Genomic DNA, 23,186 nt, shown 5'->3' with positions numbered 1-23,186 from the left:
GGCTTTCGGCTTAGTTGGAAAGGCCGCTGGCCAATTCGCGAATGGCGACCAAAGCTTCGTCACCAGCGCTGCGCGCCAGATCCATGTTGCCTTTGGCAGCCTGCGCGCGAATCTGCGCTTTGGCCTTCAAGCGCAGCGTACGCAGCGCCAACAGATGGTCGGTCAGTTGATCGGCCTTGCTCAGAATCTGCTCGGCGGCCTGTTTGGCGGTGCGACCTTTGACCACCCAGGCAGCGACCGACAGCGGCACTTCCTTTTTCGGGTAGCCGGCATCCTGATAGGCCTGAGCATCGGCGGCGGCCTGGGCGTATTCCATGGCTTTGAGCGGGTCGCCGGCCAGTGCAGTACGAACATTGTCAGCGGCGGCATCAACTTTGCTGCATAGGCGTTCGGCTTCCTGCTGTTCCAGCTCGGCGACTCTGGCGAGATTCAGCTGCCACTTTTCGCCATCCCAATCATGAGCAACAGATGGTTGTGCCGGGCGCAAGCCGTCCTCGAACTGATGCAGTTCTTGAAGGATGATCATCGAATCAACTCCCAGGAAAAACTGATGTTGACCGCTGCGGTGAAATTGACAGCGATACCCGATGCATAGTCAGACAAACCGTGACTCTTGAGCCCCATGCTGAACAGCAGTTCATCGCTTGCGGCGTTGCTGGCGCCCCAAGTGTGTTCTGTCTGGTAGCTCTGCCAAAGCGAGCGCAATTCAGAGTGGTCAAAGCTGGCAGTGAGGGTCGAGACGGTCGTGTCGCTCACGACGTTGCTGGAGAAAATCAATACAGGTGCATTTGCAGTTGCCCAGCCGTCCCAGTTACTGGATGTTCCAATCGTCGGGTTCAAGAAACAGTAATTGCCGCCGAGCCACCCTGCGGGTGCAAACCCGACAGAACTGATAGCCGTCGGATGTGGCGTCGCATTGCCCACCACCAGCCGCGCCGCACGCGCATGTGGATCGAGTGGAAGGTAAACCACACCATTGCCGTTAACTGTCTGCGTCCACGACAAGCGACTGCGGTTATAAATCGGCCGGACAATCGGCACCGAGCCGGGACCAGCCGTCACCACCCACGCCAGACAAAGATCCAGCGTCGTCGATTGGAAACCGCCTCCCGCCGCTCCATTGATCGCGCCTTTCAAACCTTCCGGAGTAGCGTCATAGATCGTGCCGCGCTGCATGTAGAAGGTCAGCGCGCCGCCAACCACTTGCGCACGCAGAAAGTAACCAGAGTTAGGCAACAGATCGGCACTGCTCCAGGCTTGTGTCGTAAACGTACGCGGACGACCCAATTGACCTGCCAGCACTTCCTGGCCCAGGCTGATCAGTACACCGGGCAGAATCGATAACCGCCCGCCACTGGTAGCAAACGCGGTCGGCGTGATTGGCAATCGCCCGTCTGCCGTAGCAACGGTAGCGGTTGGCAAGGCGCCAATCGGCAACGCCGAATCCAGATTCCAGCCCTTGGCCGAAACGCTCTGAATCGCCTGCAACAACTGATCGTATTTCTTCTCGTCCGGGGTCAACCCCCCGGCATTGATCACGTTGAGAATTTCCTGCGTAACCCCATTCCCCCAGTCCGCCGGAATCAGCGATCCCGGGGTTCCGGTCATCGGGTTTTCATCAACAAACTTGCCATTCACCAAACCGGCGCTGGGCACACTCTTCGGATAATCCATCCCCTCATCCCTCCCTAGTCATAATTGATGTGCACCTTGGTATGCGCCGGTGCGCTGCGGTGAATCAGGCATTCCAGCGCCGAACCCGGGTTGACGCCGAAGCGCTCACCCCAATAGCTCGCGCCGAAACGCCGGCCGAGCAGCAAGCGGCCGCCGGTGTTGAGCGTCCACATGAACTGCGCCTCCCACGTGCCCCAGTGCGCCGAGCCGAAACGCGAGCGGCCCATGCGCGGGGCTTCGAGTTCGGTGATGGTGGCGTTGGGGTAACCCTGGCTTTTGGCGATTTCGAGGTAATAGCCGACGGCCTGGCTGCCGACCGCGAGCAAGCGACGGCGGACGGCGAGGCGGCGGTCGTCGAACAGTGGCGTGGCGCCCAGGCACGGGTCGGGCAGGTTCATCACCCGCTCCCAGTCCGGCACCAGTTCGCTGACGCCGGCCGGGTCCATTTCGTTGAGCAGGTCGGCGGCGCGGGCATCGAGGCGGGCCAGTTCGACGGCGACGCCTTGCAGCACTTCTTCGAGTTCCGGTACGCGTTCCGGGTCCCACGCCGGGCCACTGGGCAGCAAGGCGCGCAGTTGCGCCTGATATTGCGCGGCGGTTCTTATGCCCCCCATACGCAGCCTCCGAAGGTGAGCAGTTCGCTTTGCCCGGCAGGCACGTCAGCGGCCGGCGCGGTCAGGGTGTGATCGTACTCACCACCGGCGCTGCTGATGGCTTCGCGGATATGGCTGATCAGCAACGGCACACCCAGATCGGCCTCACGGTTGTGCAGGTCGCGCAATTGCGCTTCAACGGCGGCACGCACGGCGGTGGTGTCCGGATTGACGCTCTTGAAGCGATACACCACCGGCACCTGAATCGGCCGCTGCACGTGCACTTCCGCAGTCACCGGACGCAGCGGTTCGATGTAGTCCTGAACCTCCGCCAATTGCTCATCGTTGGGCACCGGTTGCGGGTCTTCATCACGCATGATGAACACCGTCACTGTGCCTGGCCCGAGCAGGCCGCCACGACACCAGGCGCGCGTTACGCCCGGCACTTCCAGTGCCCAGGTCTCGTAGTCACTGGCCGAGCCGCCATGGGGAATAACGCGGTAGGAACGGATCACCCGCGAACGCAGCGACTCCAGACTTTCCCGCGCCACGCCGCCGCTGAGTCCCGGTGCCAGCACGACAAAGCTGTTGCCGACCACACCGGCAATCGGCTGCACCGGTGTCAGCGCCAGACCGGCGTCGGCATTGCCCAGACTGCCGGCATCGAGCGCGGCGATCGTGGTGGTGTTGCTGCCATTGACGGTCGTGCGTGCGGTGGTGACTTTGTAGGTGCGGCCATCGCTCGCTTGGAGCAGCGTATCGACATCCAGCACGGCACCGGCCGTGGCGGTAAAGCTGACGCTGCCGGTGGCGACTTGCGCGGGTTTGCGCGGCTGGTTCAAACGCAGTGCGGCGATGCGCTCCAGGGTCGACTCATCAGCCTTGTCGGGCAGGATCTGCTCGGCAATCCAGTCGAGATAACCGTACAGACCATAAGCCGCACCACCGAGGGTACGGGCCAGCACTTGCGCATCGGACTGGCGCAGCGAATCGCCGGCCAGGTCGCTTTGGGTGCGCTTGATCAGCACCGGCAGCGAAGGGGTTTCAAACGGCATAGATCACCTGCCAACTGTTATCGGGGTTGATGTCCAGACGTTCGCCGTCGGCCAGGGTCAGGACCGTGCGCAGGTTCAGGCGCTGGGCGTCGAGGCGTTCGCTGATGATGTCGATGGCGCTGCAGTGGCCGTCGTCGATCAGCCATTGCAAGGCTTCGCGGGCATAGAACTCGGCGTCCATCTGCGTTTGTCGGGTCAGCTTGACCCGGCGCAACAGCCACAGCCGCGAGCCGATGCGATCGTCGGCGACGGTGGGAAAGGTATCGCCCCACCAGCCAAAACGTTCTTCGTCGTCGAGGGCGTCGTCATCGGCGGCGCGGCGCCAGGTGAACAGGCTGATGAGTACGGCGCGGGTCAGCGCGGCGTGGAGGTTCGGGCTGATCAGCATCACTTGCCTCCTGCCGGCGCGCCGGTCTGGCCGCTGCCGGCCTGTACGCCGACGTGCACGTGTTTGATCTGGCTGATGCCGCCGGCCAACTGATCGCCGGTGGAAACGATCTTGCCGGTCTGGTTGATCACCGGCGTATCGAAGTTCACCGCGCTGCTGGCGCGGATGTTCAGCGTGGCGGTTTCGATGTCGATGATCCGCCCGCGTTTGAAATGAATCTTGTCGCCCTCGTCGGTGTAGATCGCCACTTCGCCCGACGCCAGCGATTGCAGGCGATAGCGGCGGTCGGCGATGACCAGAGCGATGGCGTGGGAACGGTCGCCGCCGAGAAAGGTGACGACACCTTCGGCACCGGCCAGCGGGTGGCTGGTGAAGCCGTAAGGTTCGAAGTGCTCCATGTCGTCGTTCACTTCGCCGGCGGTGAGGCGCATTTGCAGCGATTGCAGCTTGGATGCCGAATTGGCGAGCACGACAGTGCCGCGCGCCAGCAGGCGTGTCAGTAGGCTCATGGGGTGTCCTTCAAAGAGGCGGCCACGACGCGATCAACTGTAGGAGTGAGCCTGCTCGCGATGGCGGTGGGTCAGGCACTGTGATGTTGAGGCTGCCGACGCTATCGCGAGCAGGCTCACTCCTACAGGGTTCGGTGTCAGGCCGGGGATTTTTTCGGTGGCATTGGATTGGCATCGAAGGTATGCGGCGGCGCCACTTGCAGCGTGGTCACCGAGCCTTGCGCCGACAGCGAATACGTGACTTTGGAAATCAGCATGTCGCCATCAAATCCAAGCACCGGATCCGTGACCTTGACCAGCGTGTTGTGGCGCCACAGATCGCCGTTGGACTGGCGCCAGCCCTGCACCTGATAAGTGGTGGTCTGCGCCCGCCCCATACGGGTGGCGCTCTCCCACAGGGCGCGCTGCTGGGCCAGTTCGAACGTCAGCGCGGTGCCCTCGTTGATGATCGTGGTTCGTCGTCTTTTGAAGCTCAGATCGGTCGCGCTGGATTCAACCTCGCTGACCGCCGCCCCGCTCTTCTTGTCCGAACCTTTCTGCTGGCCGATCACCCGGTATTCGGAAAACACCTGGCTCTGATCCATCGACGCGTTGGCCGACAGAATGTTCTTGCCCAACTCCAGCGCATCACTGGCCCGCCCACCGCTGCCCGGCTTGGCCAGCACCAGCCGACCCTGCTCGTCATCGGTGGAAAACACCCGCAGCAGCGAGAGCAAACGGTCGATCGACTGAAACACCGTTTCTCCCGGCACAATCGTGTGTTTGGTCAGCCGCGCGGTCTCGGGGATTTCATTGACCACCATCAGCCCGTACTCCATCGCCAGCGCCTGAACAATGCTCAGCAGCGGTTGTTCCTGCCACTGGTTCGGCGTGTTCCTGGCAGCGCAATCGACCAGATCCTGAGTCTTGGAACTGCCCTCGATGCTCAGGCTGATCTGGCGTCCGTCATAGCGAATCGGGGCCTTGAACACATAGCCGGTGAGCACCAGGTCCTGGCCGATTTTCACTTCGCAGGGGTCACCCGGTTTGATCCGCTGATCCACCGTCTGCCCTGGCCACTGCCAGGTGATGTCGAGTTTGAAGGTGCGGAACTGGCGCTCCAGATCAGCGGTGATTTCCACGTTTTTCCAGCCGCCGTATTCCATGTTGTTGACGGTCAGCGTGACATGGTTGTCCATTACGTCCATGACTACTCCCGAGAGACTTTCACGTCGTTGGGTGGCAGGTACAACGGGTTGGTCGCTCCGTTACGCTGGACCACTTCGGTCACCCGTGTCGCATCACTGAATTGTTTGTAAGCCACTACCAGTGCCGGCAAACTTTCCTGAAACGACTTGGTGACCAGACGCACCCCCGATGACGCTACGGCTTTGAGGTGCGCCACCAGAGCATCCTGCACGTCGCTGATAGCCTGATAGTGCGCTGGACCGGCTTTGTTTTTGGCCATTTGGAGCGCCTCGACCAAGTCCTTTTGAAGCGCCTGTAAATCGTCGGTAGCCGGCACTTCCTGTCGAGAAATCGGCTGCTTCGACTGCTGATCCAAGGAAGGGGTCGACAGCAACTTCACCGGTTTCGCCGCCACCGGCATTGAGGCAACCCATTGCGCCACTTTGACAATCAGAGTGTCCTGCACCAGATCGGCCATGGCTTGCGCCGCCGCATTGGTGTCCTTGCCCGTGGTGATCTTCGGCGCATCAGCCTTGCGGATCGCTTCGAGTTGTTGGGACACATCGGCAATCACGCCACGGTAGCCCTCCTTCGCGAACGCCTTGAGCTCCTTGATATCGCCGAGCAACCCCTTGAACTCCGCCGCCACTTCCTTGGGCAACTCCTTGACGGCTCTGACCAGTTCAGTGATTTCCTTGTATTGCGCGATCAGTGGTTTCAGCTGTTCCTTAATCACATCGAACACCCCGGTCAGGCTGTTTCGCAGATTGTTAATGCCAATCCGTGCCGCTTGAATCCGGACAATGACCTCTTCGAAACGCGACACTGCTGACCCCAGCAAAGTGTCAGCCTTGGCCAACAGGACTTTTTGCGTACTGACGGTGGCAGTCGGAAACGGCAACGGCCGGTCGGGGTAGAACTTCAGGCTGAACGTCACCAGCCCGCCGTCCTGGCGGGTATGGGTCATGTCGCATTCACCGACCTTGACTTGCAGGCGCCCGAGCCACGGGTGCACCAGTTCACCATTGCCCGCTTCCAATGCCTTGAGCAGCTTGTCGCGCTGCTCCAGGCAATCGGCGCCGATGATGAATGCCGTGATTTCGTGAGTCTTGGCCTGCTGGCCCAGATCCTCGAAATACGGCAGGTCGCGTTGCGGGTATTCATGCAACTGACCTTTGCGACCGACCGGGGTTTTCGCCTGATCGATCCAGAAGCCGACACCACGAAAGGATGCCGGCAACAAACGGTCACGCCAGTTCATTGGAACCTCCTGCCGACAGCGAGCGATAGCCGATGCGCGAAGACAGCGCCAGCCCTGGTTGATTGGTTTGCGGTTGATCGGTACGCAGCCCTGCCGGCGCATTTTCGAAGCGCACGGTCAGGCCGCCTTCGAGTTGCGTGCGGTTGTTGATTGCGCTTTGTTGAATCAGTGCGCCAGAACTCTGTGGCAACGAACCACTTTGCAGTGCACCGTTGGCTGCTTGCGGTGTTGCTCCGAAGAACGCGGGTGCCAGTTCGCCTTTGCCTTCGGCATTGGTCTGGCGTTGCGCTTCGGTGAACGTTTCAACCTTGCCGGTGACCTTGGCGATCAGTCCGGCAAAGCCGCCGTCGAACAGCTCTTTGATCGGCGCAATCACGGTTTGCAGTTTTTGCCACAACTCGCCGAACCACTCGGTGATCGGCCCCCAGTTCTTGATGATCTGCCCCAACGGCGTCCATTCGAACATGTTGTGCAAAAACTCGAGTACCGGTGCGGCCAACGCCTGCACCACGCCCCACAGCGCCGAAAAGACTTCGCTGATCGGTTGCCAGTACATCGCGATCTGTTCCAGCGGCGACCATTCGAACAGGCTCTGGAAGAAGCTTTTGATCTGCTGCGCCGAGGTTTGCAATGCGGCCCAGATCGGTTCGAAGAACGTGACGATGCTGCCCCAGTTGTTGACGATCATCCCCAGTGGGGAATAGTCGAACAACGTGCCGAAGAAGTCCTTGATCGCTTGCGCCGCAGGTTGCAGCGCCGCCCAGATCGAGGCGAAGAACCCGGTGATCGATCCCCAGTTGTTGATGATCATCCCCAACGGTGTCCAGTCGAACAGACCTTTGAGGAACGTCATCACCGGCACACTCAAGGCCTTGAGCAAGTCCCAGATTGCCGAAAACAGACCGGTCAGCGGCGCCCAGTTTTCCAGGATCATGCCGGCGGGCGTCCACGAGAACACCGATTTGAAAAAGTCGATCACTGGCGCGGTGACCGCTTTGACCTTGTCCCAGATCCCGGAGAAAAATCCCTCGATCGGTGACCACAGCGCCGCCAGCGCATCCAGCGGTCGCCAATCGAGGATCGAGCGCAACGTCGCCATCGCACTCAAACCGATGTTTTTCACGCCCTCCCACATGCCTTTGAAGAAAGCGCTGATCGGCGTCCAGTTGGCATAAACCAAACCGGCTGCCACTGCGATACCCATGGCGATCAACATGATCGGATTGGTCTTGAGCACCATGCTCATGACGTCCATCACCTGGGTCATGCCGGTAACGGCGGTTTGCATGGCAGAGAAGGCAATCGCCCCCGCCGCCAGGCCTTCGACCAGTTTCGGGTTGTCGGCGAGCAGGCTGCCGACCTGGGTCAGCATCGGTTCCAGCCCGACCACCAATGCGCCCACCGCCGGCACCAGTGCGGCATCGACGGCTGCGGAAACCTTTTCCATCGATGCACTGAACACGTTCATGTTTTGCGCAGCGACTTTCGGCGTAGCGGGCAGGTCGACGGTTTTTGCCGTGTCGCTGACTTCGGTCAATTTGCCCTGAAACGCCGCCGCCGATTTGATCCCGTCCACGAACGGCGTGATCACGCTGCCGCCCTTGAACAGACCACTGATGTCCAGCTTACCGAGGCCGGTCTGTTCGAGATTGTTCTTGAAGCTCTCGACCTTGACTCGCAGGGCGCCGAGTTTGGGCGACAGTTCATCGATGCCCGTAATCAGCACCGGCGTTTTCACTTTGTTTTCTTCGTCTGCCATCACTGCACCTGCTGCATCGCATTGATCCGTTGCGCGTGCTCCAGCGATTCGCGGAGCACATCCAGTGGCCTGGCCATCATCTGTTCGGGGTCAACCTTCCAGAACCAGGCCAGGTCATAGGCGACGGCGATCAGGTCGGTGATGGCGCCGACGCCGCACTCATGAAAAAACTCGCAACGGCCCAGCTCAGCGCATTGAGGTCAGCCAGATCCAACTGGTTGACCGACGACGGTGGAATACCGGCGCACACGGCGATGTATTTGGCCGCCACGTCCATGTCGAGGCTGACTTCTTCGCTCTTGTCGATCTTGTACGGCAGCGCCTTGATCGCTCGCACCTCCTGCACCGTCGGACGGCGCAGAAGGAGTTCGGTCAGGGGCTCGCCGTGAGCTTCGATCGCAACCTGAAGCTTCACGGCGCCGCTCATTGCCAAGTCCCCTTGATGCCTTCGAATTTCAGTTCGATGGTGGCGTCATCACCTTTGGAGACTGGCTCCTCGACCAGATAGGCGCCGGCCAGTACGTAGACTTTGCCGTTGCTGAATTCGCAGGTGACGGTAATGTCGGTGCCTTCAATCAGCTTCTTCAGCGGGAAGTCGGCGGTGTGCAGCGCGGTCACTTTGAACGACGGCGCAATGTCGGTTTCCTTGTAGAAGCCGGGTACGACGGTTTCGCGTTTGACCGCCATCAGCGGGGCTTCGCAGCCGCCATTGATGGTCAGTTGTGCGCCGTCGACTTTGACGTAGCAGGTGCCTGCAATCAGTTGACCCATGGTGTTACTCCCTTGAATAAAAAAGCCCACACGCGGTGGGCTGAAAACTTGCCGTCAAACGCGCTTATCAGGCCGCGTCGTCGTACTGCAGACGGAATTGGTTGAGCAGTGCGAACACGCGAAGACCGTTGATGTAATCCGGCGGGAACAGCACGTTCACGCGGCTCGGGTCCTGCACGTCGCGCTCGACGATCAGGTGCTCGGCGAACAGCTCGGCGTTCTCGACGTGACCTTCCAGTTCGAGCTTGGCGTACTGCGCGATCAGTTCACCGCGAATGGTCGCCGGGGTGACGATCGGCTGGCCGGCGCCGAAGCGGGTGCCGTCGGAGGCCAGTTTGTGCCGGCCGTACTTGCTGGTGATCACGCTTTGCAGACGGCGCACGATGAACGCCGACTGGTGCATGGTTTCGCTGTCCAGGTAGGAGTTGTCAGCCTGACCGTAAGCGTTTTTCTGGTAGGTGGTGATCGAGCGCTGGATGCGCACGTAGCCGCCCTCGTAGTACGCGGTGGCGATGCCGTAGTTGAGCAGCGACTGACGCTCGGTCAGGGTGAAGCGCTCACTCGCCGGTGCCGGGTCAACGCCCGGCAGGCTGCCGCTCTGGGTCGGACGGCTGGCGTCGGCAGAGATGAATACGGCGGTGCGTGCAGCCAGTGCGGCGGCTTGTACCCAGAACGGTTGCGGAACGCCCGGCTCCAGCGCCTGAATGGTCATGTGCTGATCGTTACGCGCCTGGCCTGCTGCGACCAGCGTACCGACGGTGCCGCGTTTGGCGCTGTAGACGTGACCGAACAGTTGCTTGGCCCACGACCAGCGACCGGTGCTGTCATCCATGACCGCTTGCCAGGTGTTGAGGGTCGACAGATCGGACCATGGCAGTGCGATGAATTCGAACGGCTCGTCACCCAGCGCGGCAATGGCTTCAACCTGATCCGGCACACCGGCACCGCCGGTCATGGCAGTGACTGCAGTGGTCAGGCCAGCCGGGGTTTCTTCGCCGTTGCTCTTGCCCAGGCGATTGAATTGCAAGCTGATGTCGTTGCCGCTGTCGCCAGTCCATTTGGCGTTCAGGGTGACCACACCTTCGGCAGCGGCAGCGCTGACCGGCAGGTCGGCGGTGGCGTTGATTTTTTGCGCCAGGGCGGTGGCCGCTTGGGCAGCGGTGGCACCGTTGACCACGGTGGCTTGCACACGCACGCCGCCGACATACAGATTGAGCACGCCGGCCTGAGTGGCGTTGCCGGTCAGGGTCAGCACGCCTTTGGCGATCGCGCCTTCGGTGTTGTGCAGCGGCAGGCACCAGATCTCACCGATCGGGTCGGCCTTGCGGAAGGTATCGTACATCGAGGCGAGCATCGAGCCTTGGCCGCCGATGCTCTTGGCCAGCGCAACGCTGGACACCAGCACCAGTTTGCCGACTTCCGTCGGCGCGATGTTGTCGTTGACCTGAGCGACGATCAGACGACGCAGGGTCGAACTCGCGCTATTGGCGGCCGAGTTGTCCATTTCGGCATAGAACAGCGGTACACGAATGTCCGCGGGGATGTTGCTGAATCCGATCGCCATTATTTGGCTCCCTTTTGTTTGGCTGGTGCGGTTTTGAGGGTGATATCGCCGTCGGCCAGACGTCGGCGCCACCAGGCGCTGTCCAGCACTTCACGGCCTTCGAGCGGCAGCAGATCGCCGGCCTCCGGGTCCGGTACGACACGGCCAGCGGCCGGCAGTACGGTGATGCGATTGCTCATGGGGTTACGTCTCCAGAGAAAGTCATTTCCACGCGCCCATCGGGGCCCGGGCGTTTCAGGTTGGGGTCGGCCGGGTCGATCGCATCGACCCGCACGGTGACCCCGGTAAAGGACGACAAACCGTCCAGTTCGCGTTCGTGCCAACTCTCCGCAGGCTGACTCGGCAGATTGCGGCCAAGCTGGAACTCGGCAAAAAAGCGCAGCCGGTAAAAGGCGCGGCTGCTGTTGATCGAGACCATCTCGCCGCCGTCGTAAACGATGGCGCTGTAGGTCGAATCTGGTTTGAAACCGACCAGCGCGCGCCACAACTCGGCGCGCAGGTCGTGCAACAGATCCAGCGCTTTTGTAGCGTCGGTGGCGTCAAGCACCAGGACGATTTCGAAGCGGTCGCGGATCGGTTGAGTGGTGAGGTTTTGGGTGGTGCTTTCACTCGCCAAGTCGGCCAGTGGCAGCATGTGGGCCGAAGGTGTCGGCAGATCCGGGTTGCCTTGTAGCAGCGCCAGATCGACACCCACCGAAATGTGATTGGCAAAGCCAGGGCATTGCCCACGCAATTGCGTGAGGATCGGGGTGATCTTCATGGGGGTGTTCCAAAATAGTGGGAGTTACCGCAGGCCCCTGTAGGAGTGAGCCTGCTCGCGATAGCGGTGTGTCAGGCGCGTTGGTTTTGAATGTGGCACCGCTATCGCGAGCAGGCTCACTCCTACAGGGTGGCTCGTGGGTCAGTCTTTGGACTCGGCTTTGGGGTCGAGGCACGACGCATCGATCAGGCAGCGATAGCTGTTCTCTCGATTGCCACTGGCGGTGACCCTGTCGATCGACCAGCGTCCGCGCATGAAGTCCGGCCAGGTGTCATCGAGCAGCACCAGGCCTTCGGCCGCCAACCGTGGATCGCCCGGGCAGGTGATCTTCACCTTGAACTTTTGCCGGAGCATCTTGCGCACTTCACCCTCGCCGACGGCGATGGCATCCGCTTCGTTGGGTTGCTTCTGGCGGATGGTCTTGAACGGCGCAAGCCCGGTTTCGACCCAGCGCAACACGCCTGTCGCCGCATCGACAAAACAGGTCTTGCAGCCTTTGGCCTGCTCGCGGGCGGATTCTTCCAGAGTGGCGCTGATAAAGGCATGATCGCCGGGGCGGTTGTTGCGGGTCACCGACAAGGTCACATCCGCCAGCGTCTGCCCCGACAACGATTTGGTCTGGCCGGACCGCGCCAGCACGTAAATCTGATCGTACGGTTTGGCGACCACGTTGTACTTCATCGCCAGTCGCGTCAAAAAGCCCATGTCGGTTTCGTTGGTCTGATCAATGTGCTCGATACGGATCAACGACACATCGGAAGCGACCCGCGGTGAAAAGCCGTGTCGCAATACCAGCTCGCGAAACAATCCACCCAGCGTCGTTGGCCCGTGACTGGCGGTACGTCGCTGCTTGAAGCCGGTTTCATCATCCTTGCTGAATGGCGCCGCAGTGGCTACCAATGTCAGGCGGAACGGGAACAGCGTCGGCGTCAGGCGAGTGACTTTGAATTGGCCTTTGTCGACCATGCCCGATTCCAGGTAACCGACTTTCAGGCCGATTCGGCCACCGAGACTCGGCAAACCGTCGAGACCTTCAAGGTCCACCGTCAATGTCAGTTGGTCCGACTCGATGCCCGCGGCATCGATATGTTCCCAACTGATCAGACGCTGATTGAGCAGGGCCGCATGGGCGCCGTAGATTTCTACCGCCGGGGTAAAACCCAGTGTCATGCGACCTCCTTAATCCCAGGCTGTGAGCGGTTTGATTGCGGCGGGTTTGCTGTCGAGTTCAGGCAGTGCGATCCAGATGCCCGCAGGCAGGATCGGACCATGCTCGGCCAGCGTCGGATTAAGTTTCCACAGCGCTTCTTCAGCCACATCATCGCTGCGCCCCGTTTCGCGGTAGAGCAGCAGATTCACCGAATCACCGGCCACGCTTCGTACCTTACGCATTGTTGAACTCCGCCAATTCGATGACCCAATCGACCACCATCGCCGTACCGTCATCGATGATCTGGGTCTGGGTTTCCTGAACGCTGTTGATCCGCCACAAGCCCCAATTGCGACCGATGCCGTCAATCAATGGCAGCGGTATGCGCAGTGCCTGTAAGGCGCGCAATTCATCCAGCCGATCCATGGCCACGGCGTACATCGACTTGCCGGTGATGGTCAGGGTTTCCGGCTTCTGCCCGGTCTGACTGGATTTGGGTTTGCTAGTGAGAATCTGTATTTCTGTCCAGCCGCCATCGGACTTGCGCAACAACGAGTGGTACGCAAACTGGCGCGAGAGGCCAAAGATGAAACTGCCCAATGCCATTTGTTGTTTCATCAGGCGACTCCATCGGTCAGGGCTGCGTCACGGCGGGTGGCGAGAGGGTTGTTGGTCAACAGCGGCAGGAACTGGCCGTGGAATTGCCCACTCAGTTGCTGCCCGATGATTGTGCGGATTTGTTCAGCCGTGTCCGGAGCCGGACAGGTGACCTGGATCAAGGGCGAGAAGGTGACTTGCTGGTTTTGGCTTTGGGAGGGAGCGTTGACCAGATTTTTCGCGACATCTCCCGGCGCAGAGAGTTTGTCGGCGGGCGGGCTGGCGAGTTTTTCCCCCAGGTATGATCCCGCTAATCCACCCAGGACTCCCCCGATGGCTGTACCGACAACGGGAAGAAAAAGCGAGCCGACGGCCGCGCCAATGGCTGTACCCGCTAACTCACCTGTTGCCGCTCCCACGGCTTTGTCATCGCCCTCACGCCAGCCTTTCAGGCCTTTGTAAGCGGCGTGTGCAATCATCAATGGTGCAGCGACTTTACCTACAATAGGCGCAGCTCGAGACAGCATAGGCATAACCTTGGCGCCTGCGCTCCGCACTGCGGGCAAGACCTTGGCAGCCGTGCTTTCGATGGCAGGCATAACCTTGAGCGCTGCACCGCGTAAGCGATTGCCCAGGCTTTGGCGAGCAGTTGGAGTGCGCGGCGAAGCACTTTTCGCCGGGGTCTTGGCCCGTTTGCCTTGACCCGGCCTGCGTGCTGATCGTTTCTTTTTGCGACCGCCATTGTCGTCATCCTCACCGACGATCATTTCGCCGATTTCAGACGGTAAACGCGCAGCCGCCAAGCGCAAAAGTCTTGTCGAAACCGCGTCGAGCACTGAGGACACACCGGTCTTCAGCGCGCCCGCTACGAACGGCGTGGCAGCTACCCCAAGCAAAGTCAGTGCAGCGGTGACGAACGGGAAGGATTCGGCCGCCGCGCTCAGTTCATTGACCACCGCAGTCAGCCCGACTGCAAAGCCGTCTGTCACCGGGGCCAATGAATTGCCGACCGCCGTGGACAGCCTGTTCAGACTCGCATCCAGCGCATTCCAGCGTCCCTGCGATGTATTGCCATAAGCCTCAGCGGTTTGTGCCGCCGAACCTGCATCCTCACCGCGTTTAGATGTTGCATACAGGGACTTGTCAGAAACCAGTTTGAACGCAGTTTGAGCATCCTCAGGCTTCTTCAACAACTCAAGGATTGCATCGTTGTTGCCAAACAACGTTTTTGTGAGTGAAGCCTGTTTCTCTTCAGGTTGTTTCCTGAGTTCTTCCAGAACCAACTTAATCGTTTGGGGGGCATCTTCACTCATCCCACGTGCCAGCGACTCGGGGTTCAGCCCCATTTCGGCCCAGGCCGAGCGCTGCGCCGATGAGGCGGACTGACCTTTACCCAGAACCGTCGTGAAACTCTTCAGCGCCGCTGCGGCATCTGTCTTGTTAGCGCCACTGTTCAGAAATGCTGCCGCAAGTGCAGCCACTTGCTCGGGCGTCATCCCTGCAGCTTTGGCGCCCTCCCCGGCACTTTGAACGACGGAACCGATGTCAGCGGTTTTGACGTTCAGGCCACTGTTGCCAAGGTAGCTGGTCGCGTCTGCCAGATCCTGGCTCTGCACCCGATCAAGCTTCAGAGCGGTGCGCCAGCCCGCCAACATCTCGCCAGCAGCCTTGACATCGATCTTGAAGGCCGAGGCATTGATGGCGGCATCACGAGAGAAGTCCTGTAATGCCTCCTTTTTCTGCTCGCCCTTCAGACCATCACTGATGCCGGACCGCAGCGCTGTGAGTTGCACTTGCAGCAAATCCGCGCCAGTAGACCCACTAGGGGCAACCCGTTTATCACTGGCGATTTCCAGGTTCGTTTCCGAGAGCGCCTGAAGCGATTCGTTACTCAGGTGAAGCACCTGATTCAATTCAACCAGCACCGTTTCGTTGGCCATTGCCGACTGAGTGATTTTCGGCGGCGGACGCTGCTCGATCTCGGCGTTGAGTTTTGACTTTGGTTCGCTCGTGGCGGGGGCGGGGGCGGCGGCGCCAGCCTTGAACAACGACTGCTGGCTGACCAGTAGCTCGCGCAGCTTGACCTGCTCCTGAGTCAGCAAACGAATATCCACGCTTGCCAACGCCAATGTGACGTTCAAATCCTGCAGCGGTTTACCGAGGTTGTCGGGCAGTGTTAATCCGCCCGATGCATTGCTGCTCTCACCGGCGTATGTGAGCGCATATCTGTTCTCTGCCATTGCCGCTCTACTCCTGTTTCACGCCAAGGCGAGTGATCGCTATGTCGTAGCGGCGCAACGCCTTTTCGGCGTCCCATTCGAGAATCTCCGCTTCACTTACCGGGTAAATGAGCGGGACGATATCGAGGATTACTTCGATGTCGCGTTCCGAAAGTAGGCCGCCGGCTGGTTTAAAAAATCGTCGATGCGCACCTGCAATTGCGTCCAGTCCGGGACGGTCATCAGGGCCAAATCGGGGATCATCAGGCCGGTGCAATGGGCGGTGATGAACTCGGCGCGTTCCTTGGCCGTTTTCAGTTTCTTCATCACTTTGGTGGCGCGCAGCACAGGCATTTCCAGCGACAGCGAGGTCACGGTGCGGCCGGTTACGGCGAGCGGTTGCAGCAGTTGCACCTGATCGGGATCGTCGGACTTTTGCGCGTCCTCGACCTGGTCGAGAAAGTACGAAGCCGGGCGTGTCGACATCTCGTGCACATACTGGGCGATGCTCACGTAGTCCGGGCGTTTGAGCTGGTCGAGTTCCTTGACCGACAGGCCGGTGGCGAGCAGCGCCAGTTCGAAGAACTGATCGTCTTCGTCATCGCCGGCGCGTTCCAGCGCTTCTTTTTGCGCGGCGTAGAACAGCGGCTTGAGCTGAATCGTTTCGATCTGCGAACCGTCATCGCCGGTGATCGGCGACAGCAGGTCATGCTGGGGTGGCATCCACGACATGTATGAATTCCTTGGTGATTCTTGAGGGGTGTAACAATTCCCTTGTAGGAGTGAGCCTGCTCGCGAAAGCGGTCGTTCAGTCACATTGATGTTGAATGTGCTGGCCTCATCGCGAGCAGGCTCACTCCTACAGGGTTTTGCGGTATCGGGAGGGGTTACGGCATCAGCACCGCACGACGGGCATCACCGAGGATGTCGACGCCGTTGAGCACGAACTTCTGGGTACGCACGTCGATGTCGATCACCGGCACGCCGTTTTCCAGGCGGTTGTAGGTGCGGCAGGACAGTTCCAGGTTGGTCTTGGGTTTCTCCCCCATCTTCACCGCGGTTTCCTCAAGGGATTTCAGCTTGCCGCCAACGGTGTGGTAGGTGAACCAGGTGTTGCCATCCTGATCCTGACCGGCTTCACGCACGTTCAGCAGGATGTCGTCGCCCAGCTTCACGCCCAGTGCGAGCATGACTTCTGTGCCCATGCCTTGCAGGGTCAACTTGGCGTTGAGCGCTTTGCCGCCCTTGACCATTTCTTCAACAATGAAGCGGCCGCCACGCATCTCTTCCACATCGAATTCGATCTTCGGCGGAGTAAATTCTTCTACTGTCGCCGACAGCGGCAGGCCTTGCAGGGTGGCCGCGATGGCCTGGCGATTGCGGTTGGTAAACATTAGAGAACGTCCTCCAGGAACTGCTCGATGATTTCATCGCGGGCGTTGAGTTGGTAAATCATGTGTTCGTTCGGCGCGTAACGGCCGTAGTCGATGACCACGTACCAGGTGCCGTTTTTGTACTTCTCGACGCTGTTGAGTTCCGGGTGCAGATAGACGCTGCCGCCAGGAATGGTTTCGTCGGCGACCAGGGTTTGCAGCCAGTCGTTGATGCGCTTGACCTCTTGATCCATGAACGACTTGGTGAGGTTCTTGGCCATGGCTTTCTGGCCGGCCTTGACCAGCTTGCGGCTGATCGCATCTTCGAGGCCGACGTAGCTGATGAACTTGCCGGTGATCGAGCGGTTACCCAGCAGCGAGAAGCCACCGAGCACGGTGCGGGCGTAGTAGCTGACGCCATAACGGTTGAGCAGATCGCCTTCGGTCGAAGTGTCGAGGATGTTGTATTCGACGACGCGGGAGACGTCTTCGGCGTAGGTCACCTGGTTACCAGGACTTTCCCATTGCTTGACCTTGGCCAGCGCGGCGATCGCCAGGCTGGATGGCGCGATGAAGACATTTTTCTTCGCCGCTTTCGAGTACACCGCCGGCATGTTGTGCACCACCAGGCAACGGTCGAAACCGAGATCAGCGCCGCCCAGTTCCTGGCTGTACAAGACTTGGTCAGCGACCGAGGCGTCCTTGCCATCGAGTACCACACGAGCCTTGATGCGCTTACCGAACGAGGCGAACTCGCTAGCCACCGCTTTGGTGCCGGTGAAGCCCGGCGCGCCGATGATGGTCAGGTCTTCCGGGACACTGCCCAGCGCGGCCAGACCGAGCTTGCGGCCGGTCAGCGGATCAACGCCGCCGATCACATTGTTGACGGTGTCAGCCGGGGTTGCGCCCGCTTCGACGATCACCACGTAGACCGGCACCTTGACCACTTTGAGGATCTGGTAAACCGCGTGGTACAGAGTGCCTTCTTCCGAACCGGTAGGATCGAGCAGCGCGTGGGTGGTGAAGCTGTTGATGCGGAACGGTGCGTTACGCGGAATCAGCAGATCGGCTTTCGGCGCAGTGCCGACCAGACCGATGACGTTGTCACCCAGGCCACCCATGGCCTCAGGGGATTCGGTGGCATTGACGGTAATGCCGTTGTGCTCGAAGTTCAGAACTTCAGCCATAGTCAGTCAGCCTTCTTGGCAGCGGCCTTTTTGGCCTGGGTGGAGGGGGTTTTCAGTTCCAGTCGACCGGCGCTGTGCAGGGCACTGGCTTCGACGTCGAGAAGATCAAGGTCTTGACCGACGCTCGACCAGTGCCCACCGCCGGTGGGGAATGGGACGAGCACGGTGTAGGTTTGGCGGGTTGCCATTTTTCGTTTCTCCATAAACGGGAAAGCCCCTCTTGGGGAGGGGCTTGGCGGGTGTTGAGTGTTTTTTAAGCAGGCAAGAAAACGCCCCGGGGTGCGGGGCGTTTATTGAAGAGCTTCAAGCATCCATGACGGAATGACAGGCCGATGTTCAGCAAGGGGAAACTCTTTCCCTTCTGGCCAGCTACGGAGCCGGCTGCGAAATACCTGCAATTCGACATATTGCTCTGAACTCAGCGTTGTCGGAATGCTTTGTTCTTGCTCATCACGGTGACGCGCCACCAAATTGTCCGTATGCAATAACTTGTTATCGCGCCAGGCTCGTTCGGATGCAGCCAGCGCCTCTTCAGACAAACTCGGCCCATCTACCATTTGAGGCAATCCCTCTGCGCTTGGCCTTACGACCTTTCCAGCCGGAAGCGGTTGGGCAAAAAGATTTCGATAGATTTCATCGGCAATCAACAGCGCGTCTGGGGGAATCTCGCTATGGAATCCCTTCAGATAGACCCCGCCTGTTGCTGCTGAATAAAGGTACTTTCCCATGATCAATTTCCTATTGCGATGTATGAAAGCACGGGGGTATTACCTGTTACACCGCACGCGTACATCCAGAGAGCGCCCACGTTAGTTCTGTTTTCAAGTGATGTATTAGTAAATGTATTCGCCGTAATTCCGGTCGCGATACCGGTTGTCGTGGCAAATACACCATTTGGAAATGCGATGGGCCATGTAACCGGTGTAGCGAGAAAGTTGTTCACGCTGCTGTAAGTAGCCCCTTTCACTTGCCCCCACTGAATGATCAAACCACCGAGCCAATTCGGCAACGCGATATAACCGTTTACAGCCAAGCTGATTGCAAACCCTCGACGCAATTTTTTGGGCGTGACAATTGTAGAGTCATCAGTCCCCTCTAACGTTTGAGTCTGGGTGGCAACCTTCGCCGTACCCTGATTGGTTTCCGATGCTTGCTGCGCGAGAACGGTCAGCGGTGCAATGTCGATGCTTCCCTGGTTGATCGGTGCGCTCCAGGCTTTGATGCACCACATGACCGCAAGGTTGCGGGGACGTGCTTCAGCTCCACCCGACGCCCTTGTTACGACATCGTCAACATTGTTGTATTGCTGAAGATAATTACGTCTGACATCTCCGGCCGCGAAAATATCGGCGATGACGTCATAGGTAGTCCCGTGAATGTGGGATTTATTGTCGTCAGCTTGCCAAGTGCCGATGCCACGCCCGGCGTCCACGCCGCGTCCGTGATCCCAGCCACGAAGGAACTCACCGCGCGACTCAGGCAAACGGAAGTTACCGGCACCCTCATTGCCCTTGTTGTAAGTAACACCGAGATAAGCGGCCAGATCCGGATAAGTCGCAATGCTCTGCACACTGCCATCCAGCTCCAGATAACCGGGTGCAACGATCCCTGTCGGGAATGCCAGAACAGCGCCCACCGGCACAGCAGACTTGAGCCGTTCGACTTCCTTGGCCAGTGCGGCAACATCGATGGTCCCCTGATTGACCGGGGCATTCCAGGCTTTGATGCACCACATGACGGCGATGTTGCGGGGGCGGGTTTCGCCGTTACCCAGCGAAATGGCTGGACCTGTCTTCAGCCAACTGTCCTCACCGGAAGGGATGTAAGTTGCATTGGAACTGACAGAGTTGGTGCCGGCGACTCCTATAGCTACCGCACCGTACGGCCAGTTTCCCGCACTCGCTCCCAGGCCGCGCGCACTCTGTACTGCCGCAATCGCCGCCGTATCATTTACACCTGTTACATGGGAGTGATCCTCAGCCTGCATGGACTGCACGCTACCGAGACCGCGTCCGGCATCGACTCCACGTCCATGATCCCAACCGCGCAAGAATTCCCCGCGCGCCTCGGGCAAGCGGAAATTACCAACCCCCTCATCACCCTTGTTGAACTTGCTACCCAGATAAGCGCTCAAGTCTGGATACGTCGCGCTGCTCTTGACGCTGTTATCCAACTCAAGAAACCCCGGAGGCGGCGCATCAACCGGGAACGCCACAATCGAGCCCACCGGCAACGCCGACGCCTTGGTAATCAACGCTTCAACTTCAGCCTTGGTGTACGAATCCTTGATACCAAATCCGGCCAGCGTCTCCGGGTTTGCACCCGCAGTAGCGCGACCATATTCGTCGACGGTCAGACTCTTGTAAGTCCCGGCAGCAATCCCGGTACGCCCCGCCAGCATCTTGAACGTCAGCGCTGTGGTACCCAAAGTGATCGGCGCGTTAGTCGTGAGATGCCACAACGAATCTCCATTCGCCGTGCCCTCCTCGACCATGACCGTAAGTCCCGGTGTGACCTTGGCGCTGCTGTTGGCATCCGTCGCCCGCACCCAGTCACCATTGGCAACGACCCACAAGCCGTTGTCCTTGGCCAGCGTCTGATTCGCAACAAGCACGCGGTCGCCAGCAATCACTGCGACACCGTCGATTTGCTGCGCACCGTTCAACACGATGTTGCTGGATGCAGCAACACGCACCGATTGCTTACCATCGAGTTTGCCGAGTTCTTCGGCGAGGTAACTCATGACCCAGGCACGGGTTGCTTTGACGACGGTGTCATCGATCAGCAACGTCACCAACGACGCATTACTCGTCTCGAAAATCGAGCGAATATAGAACTCTTTACCCGAACCCGACGTCGCCAGCACCGGTTTGAACGACTCCGGATATTTGACGATGGCATAGAGAATTCCAGTGTCAGTCCACAACCCGGCCTCTCGTACATACCAACCGCCGACGTCCGGCGGAATGGTCACTTCGGCGAGCAGCCAGCTCGGATTTTTCTCGTCCTGGAACAGCGCATTGAGCGGCCCGCGCCAGACTTCGCGTTTCAGCGCGGTGGCGGTCGCGGCCGGGTTGTAGACCGTGCCGCCGCCGTCACCGACGGAAATCTGCGTCAACTTGATCGGCACGCCCGCAGCCTTGCACGCCGTTTCGTAGGCAATCCCTGCGTTGGTGAGCAGGGTGTAATAGTCAGCCATTCAGGCCCCCTGAGGATAAATAGTGGATGTTTCGACGGTGTACATGCCGGCAGCCATGAACGCCTCTCCCGAGGTTTCGAGCCCTTCGATGAACACCGGATAAACCGTGGTCAGCTCACCGCAGAACGTCGCGGCGCCGATGACGTGATTGCCGAAAGCGCTCAAGCCGACCGAGACCGTCAGCACATCGCGTTCGCTCTTGGCATCCGCCAGGCGTCGGTCGAGACGGGCGTCGATTTCTTCGCTGTAGGGCTGGTCGCTAAAAGCTCGTACGGAAAAGCTGTACGGCGCACCGGGCGGTGTCTGTTCGTACCAGGCGCGGATCTCGGGTCTTAATTGCAAACCCTTGGCGGCGTTTTCCAGCGCCTTGCGGGTACCGGCCTGACGCGCGGTGGGCCAGGCCAGTTCAACGGTCAGGCGCTTTTCAGCTTCCGGTGCGGCGGTGCTCCATTCAGCAACACCGCGATCCGCTGCCAGATACGGCAGAAAGGCGACTGGTGTTTCTGCTGGGTTCATCAGTTCCGGGAACGGCGGCGCGATGCGGTCAAGCAGTGCGCCGAAGCCCAGATCCAGACCTCGTTCGAGTGCCGAGCTGTTGGCAGGCAGCAGCGTCGGACGCTGAGTTTGCTCACTCATAGCGTCAGCACCTCGACTTCGACTGCGGTGCAGTACGGCGCCTGAAACGCCGTCGTCACGATCGGCGCCAGCGGTTCGAGAATCTGCAATTGCACAGCGCCGGCGCTGTGCAGCGTGTAGTCGATCCAGCTTGGATCAACGCGGCCTTCAAGACGATGGCAACTGTCGGCGTAGGCCTGCAATTGCTGTTGCGCGGCGACTTTGGTCAGACCCGAATCGGGGCCGGAATTTATCTTCGCGACCACGCGAATCTTGTAGCGCTGAATATCGGCTGCCTTGACGGTGACGAGGTCGGTTTCAGGTCGTACATCAGGCCGCGCGAAGTGCTGACGAACGCCGTCAAGCAATGTCGCGGAAGGCGTGCCATCACCGTCGCGGGACAGCACAGTGACCTGCACTTCGCCCGGCGCGGTGCGGCGGCCATTGCCGTCCTTGACCTGCGCGGCGAGGCCATCCGGGTTGAAGGTGTAAGTGACATTCACCACACCGGCGTCGGTGGATTCGACTTTCACCTTTGGCCGCTCGCCGAGGGTGAAGACCTCGCGGCGATACTGCATCCGCGAACCGGCTGCCGGTGCATGGGGCGCCAGGTAATAACGCAACCGGGCGTCGTCGTCGCTTTCGTAAATCGCGGGGACCGGCGGGAAGGCCGCTGGATCTCCCGGATCAAGCAACTGCCGTTCCAGGCCCATATCCGCCAGACGCGCATCGAGATTGCTGTCGGTCGCCCACCACGCCAGCATCTGCTTGATGCGGGCGTTGTATTTGCGTTCGTGGGTTTGCAGCCGAACGCAGAAGGCTTCAAGCGCCAGGGTGAGCAGTTCGCTTTCGTTTTCCAGGCTGGTCTTGAGTTTCGCGGCGCTTTCCGGCGAACGCACACCGACGTATTCAATGACGAAAGTCTTGAACTCGGCGAGCAAGTCTTCAAAGGCTTCAACGGTGATCAGCGCGGGTTCGGCCAATTGGTTCTGGCCGGGGATCAACATGCTCATGTCACGACCTCGAAGGTTTGTTGACGGTTTTTCCAGGTGCCGGCGAAGCGCAGCAGCAGACCCGCGCCCTGGCGGCTGGCGACGATCACTTGTGGCTGAAAATGATCGATACCGTTTTGCTTGTTGTAGAACGCTTGCGCGGCGTGGCTCTGGGCCAACAGCAGAACGTCGTCACCGAGGTTCTGCCCCAGCAGCGTGGGGATCAACGATCCGTACAACGGGCGTTTTTGCCGGGTGCCCAGCGGTGTGGTCAGGGCCCGGGTCGCGCGCTGCACAAATTGCAGCCAGTCGTCGACCGCGGCCCCGCTGTCTCTATCGATTCCGATCATGTG

At 59.9% G+C, this 23,186-nt stretch carries 27 protein-coding genes; all 27 read right to left on the bottom strand.

Annotated elements, in window-relative coordinates; all coding sequences use genetic code 11:
- Positions 1–10: 10 nt before the first annotated feature.
- The 27 genes from J0G10_RS07125 to J0G10_RS06995 all read right to left on the bottom strand — a co-directional run bounded on the left by J0G10_RS07125 (position 11) and on the right by J0G10_RS06995 (position 23,183).
- Positions 11–526, bottom strand: a complete 516-nt coding sequence (locus J0G10_RS07125; RefSeq protein ID WP_220558201.1) for a phage tail protein — start codon at positions 524–526, stop codon at positions 11–13.
- Positions 523–1,674 (bottom strand): phage tail protein, encoded by a 1,152-nt coding sequence (locus J0G10_RS07120; protein WP_220558199.1) that lies wholly within the window; start codon positions 1,672–1,674, stop codon positions 523–525. Before J0G10_RS07120 ends, J0G10_RS07125 begins: the two co-directional genes overlap by 4 nt.
- 14 nt (positions 1,675–1,688) lie before the next feature.
- Positions 1,689–2,288, bottom strand: a complete 600-nt coding sequence (locus tag J0G10_RS07115; protein WP_016985041.1) for a YmfQ family protein — start codon at positions 2,286–2,288, stop codon at positions 1,689–1,691.
- Positions 2,276–3,322, bottom strand: a complete 1,047-nt coding sequence (locus J0G10_RS07110; RefSeq protein WP_093436475.1) for a baseplate J/gp47 family protein — start codon at positions 3,320–3,322, stop codon at positions 2,276–2,278. The genes J0G10_RS07115 and J0G10_RS07110 overlap by 13 nt, the downstream gene beginning before the upstream one ends.
- On the bottom strand, positions 3,312–3,710 hold the full coding sequence (locus J0G10_RS07105; protein ID WP_093436478.1) for a phage GP46 family protein: 399 nt from the start codon (positions 3,708–3,710) through the stop codon (positions 3,312–3,314). Before J0G10_RS07105 ends, J0G10_RS07110 begins: the two co-directional genes overlap by 11 nt.
- On the bottom strand, positions 3,710–4,219 hold the full coding sequence (locus J0G10_RS07100; protein ID WP_220558197.1) for a phage baseplate assembly protein V: 510 nt from the start codon (positions 4,217–4,219) through the stop codon (positions 3,710–3,712). Before J0G10_RS07100 ends, J0G10_RS07105 begins: the two co-directional genes overlap by 1 nt.
- 137 nt (positions 4,220–4,356) lie before the next feature.
- A complete protein-coding gene (locus tag J0G10_RS07095) occupies positions 4,357–5,406 on the bottom strand; it encodes a phage baseplate assembly protein (protein WP_220558195.1) in 1,050 nt (349 codons plus the stop codon).
- Positions 5,407–5,408: 2 nt separating this feature from the next.
- Positions 5,409–6,647 (bottom strand): DNA circularization protein, encoded by a 1,239-nt coding sequence (locus tag J0G10_RS07090; protein WP_095126528.1) that lies wholly within the window; start codon positions 6,645–6,647, stop codon positions 5,409–5,411.
- Positions 6,634–8,406: a phage tail tape measure protein gene (locus J0G10_RS07085; RefSeq protein ID WP_220558193.1), complete on the bottom strand. Its 1,773-nt coding sequence runs from the start codon at positions 8,404–8,406 to the stop codon at positions 6,634–6,636. Before J0G10_RS07085 ends, J0G10_RS07090 begins: the two co-directional genes overlap by 14 nt.
- Positions 8,407–8,536: 130 nt before the next feature.
- Positions 8,537–8,833, bottom strand: coding sequence for a phage tail assembly protein (locus J0G10_RS07080; RefSeq protein ID WP_095050430.1), 297 nt, complete (start codon positions 8,831–8,833; stop codon positions 8,537–8,539).
- On the bottom strand, positions 8,830–9,177 hold the full coding sequence (locus J0G10_RS07075; RefSeq protein ID WP_007908779.1) for a phage tail tube protein: 348 nt from the start codon (positions 9,175–9,177) through the stop codon (positions 8,830–8,832). Before J0G10_RS07075 ends, J0G10_RS07080 begins: the two co-directional genes overlap by 4 nt.
- 67 nt (positions 9,178–9,244) lie before the next feature.
- Entirely contained in the window at positions 9,245–10,741 is a 1,497-nt protein-coding gene (locus J0G10_RS07070) for a phage tail sheath subtilisin-like domain-containing protein (RefSeq protein ID WP_220558192.1), read from the bottom strand.
- Positions 10,741–10,920, bottom strand: a complete 180-nt coding sequence (locus J0G10_RS07065) for a DUF2635 domain-containing protein (protein ID WP_034154909.1) — start codon at positions 10,918–10,920, stop codon at positions 10,741–10,743. The genes J0G10_RS07070 and J0G10_RS07065 overlap by 1 nt, the downstream gene beginning before the upstream one ends.
- A complete protein-coding gene (locus tag J0G10_RS07060; RefSeq protein WP_095126525.1) occupies positions 10,917–11,501 on the bottom strand; it encodes a phage tail terminator protein in 585 nt (194 codons plus the stop codon). The genes J0G10_RS07065 and J0G10_RS07060 overlap by 4 nt, the downstream gene beginning before the upstream one ends.
- 141 nt (positions 11,502–11,642) lie before the next feature.
- Positions 11,643–12,671 carry a phage late control D family protein gene (locus tag J0G10_RS07055; RefSeq protein ID WP_220558190.1) on the bottom strand — a complete coding sequence of 343 codons (1,029 nt, stop codon included), beginning with the start codon at positions 12,669–12,671 and terminating at the stop codon, positions 11,643–11,645.
- 9 nt (positions 12,672–12,680) lie between these two features.
- Positions 12,681–12,893 carry a tail protein X gene (locus J0G10_RS07050; protein WP_095050426.1) on the bottom strand — a complete coding sequence of 71 codons (213 nt, stop codon included), beginning with the start codon at positions 12,891–12,893 and terminating at the stop codon, positions 12,681–12,683.
- The gene (locus tag J0G10_RS07045) at positions 12,886–13,269 is read right to left on the bottom strand and encodes a phage tail protein (protein WP_095050425.1); all 384 of its coding nucleotides are present in this window, start codon (positions 13,267–13,269) and stop codon (positions 12,886–12,888) included. The genes J0G10_RS07050 and J0G10_RS07045 overlap by 8 nt, the downstream gene beginning before the upstream one ends.
- Positions 13,269–15,488 (bottom strand): phage tail tape measure protein, encoded by a 2,220-nt coding sequence (locus J0G10_RS07040; RefSeq protein WP_220558188.1) that lies wholly within the window; start codon positions 15,486–15,488, stop codon positions 13,269–13,271. Before J0G10_RS07040 ends, J0G10_RS07045 begins: the two co-directional genes overlap by 1 nt.
- Before the next feature lie 129 nt (positions 15,489–15,617).
- The gene (locus J0G10_RS07035) at positions 15,618–16,199 is read right to left on the bottom strand and encodes a phage tail assembly protein (RefSeq protein ID WP_137217533.1); all 582 of its coding nucleotides are present in this window, start codon (positions 16,197–16,199) and stop codon (positions 15,618–15,620) included.
- Between the two features lie 155 nt (positions 16,200–16,354).
- The gene (locus J0G10_RS07030) at positions 16,355–16,861 is read right to left on the bottom strand and encodes a phage major tail tube protein (RefSeq protein ID WP_134825665.1); all 507 of its coding nucleotides are present in this window, start codon (positions 16,859–16,861) and stop codon (positions 16,355–16,357) included.
- Positions 16,861–18,027, bottom strand: coding sequence for a phage tail sheath protein (locus tag J0G10_RS07025; RefSeq protein WP_220558186.1), 1,167 nt, complete (start codon positions 18,025–18,027; stop codon positions 16,861–16,863). Before J0G10_RS07025 ends, J0G10_RS07030 begins: the two co-directional genes overlap by 1 nt.
- 2 nt (positions 18,028–18,029) lie before the next feature.
- On the bottom strand, positions 18,030–18,215 hold the full coding sequence (locus tag J0G10_RS07020; protein ID WP_007964321.1) for a hypothetical protein: 186 nt from the start codon (positions 18,213–18,215) through the stop codon (positions 18,030–18,032).
- A 102-nt stretch (positions 18,216–18,317) separates the two neighbouring features.
- Complete coding sequence (locus tag J0G10_RS07015; protein WP_245398027.1) at positions 18,318–18,755, bottom strand: phage tail protein; 438 nt, start codon at positions 18,753–18,755, stop codon at positions 18,318–18,320.
- Positions 18,756–18,757: 2 nt separating this feature from the next.
- Positions 18,758–21,226 carry a phage tail-collar fiber domain-containing protein gene (locus tag J0G10_RS07010; protein ID WP_245398026.1) on the bottom strand — a complete coding sequence of 823 codons (2,469 nt, stop codon included), beginning with the start codon at positions 21,224–21,226 and terminating at the stop codon, positions 18,758–18,760.
- Positions 21,227–21,862 (bottom strand): phage tail protein I, encoded by a 636-nt coding sequence (locus J0G10_RS07005; RefSeq protein ID WP_220558184.1) that lies wholly within the window; start codon positions 21,860–21,862, stop codon positions 21,227–21,229.
- Positions 21,859–22,854: a baseplate J/gp47 family protein gene (locus J0G10_RS07000; RefSeq protein ID WP_220558183.1), complete on the bottom strand. Its 996-nt coding sequence runs from the start codon at positions 22,852–22,854 to the stop codon at positions 21,859–21,861. Before J0G10_RS07000 ends, J0G10_RS07005 begins: the two co-directional genes overlap by 4 nt.
- The gene (locus J0G10_RS06995) at positions 22,851–23,183 is read right to left on the bottom strand and encodes a phage baseplate protein (RefSeq protein WP_220558181.1); all 333 of its coding nucleotides are present in this window, start codon (positions 23,181–23,183) and stop codon (positions 22,851–22,853) included. The genes J0G10_RS07000 and J0G10_RS06995 overlap by 4 nt, the downstream gene beginning before the upstream one ends.
- Between the last annotated feature and the right edge of the window lie 3 nt (positions 23,184–23,186).

It is taken from the genome of Pseudomonas germanica (genome assembly GCF_019614655.1).
GTDB lineage: Bacteria > Pseudomonadota > Gammaproteobacteria > Pseudomonadales > Pseudomonadaceae > Aquipseudomonas > Aquipseudomonas neuropathica.
The sequence above is the reverse complement of the archived record's forward strand: the minus strand, read 5'-3'. Positions and strand labels throughout refer to the sequence as shown.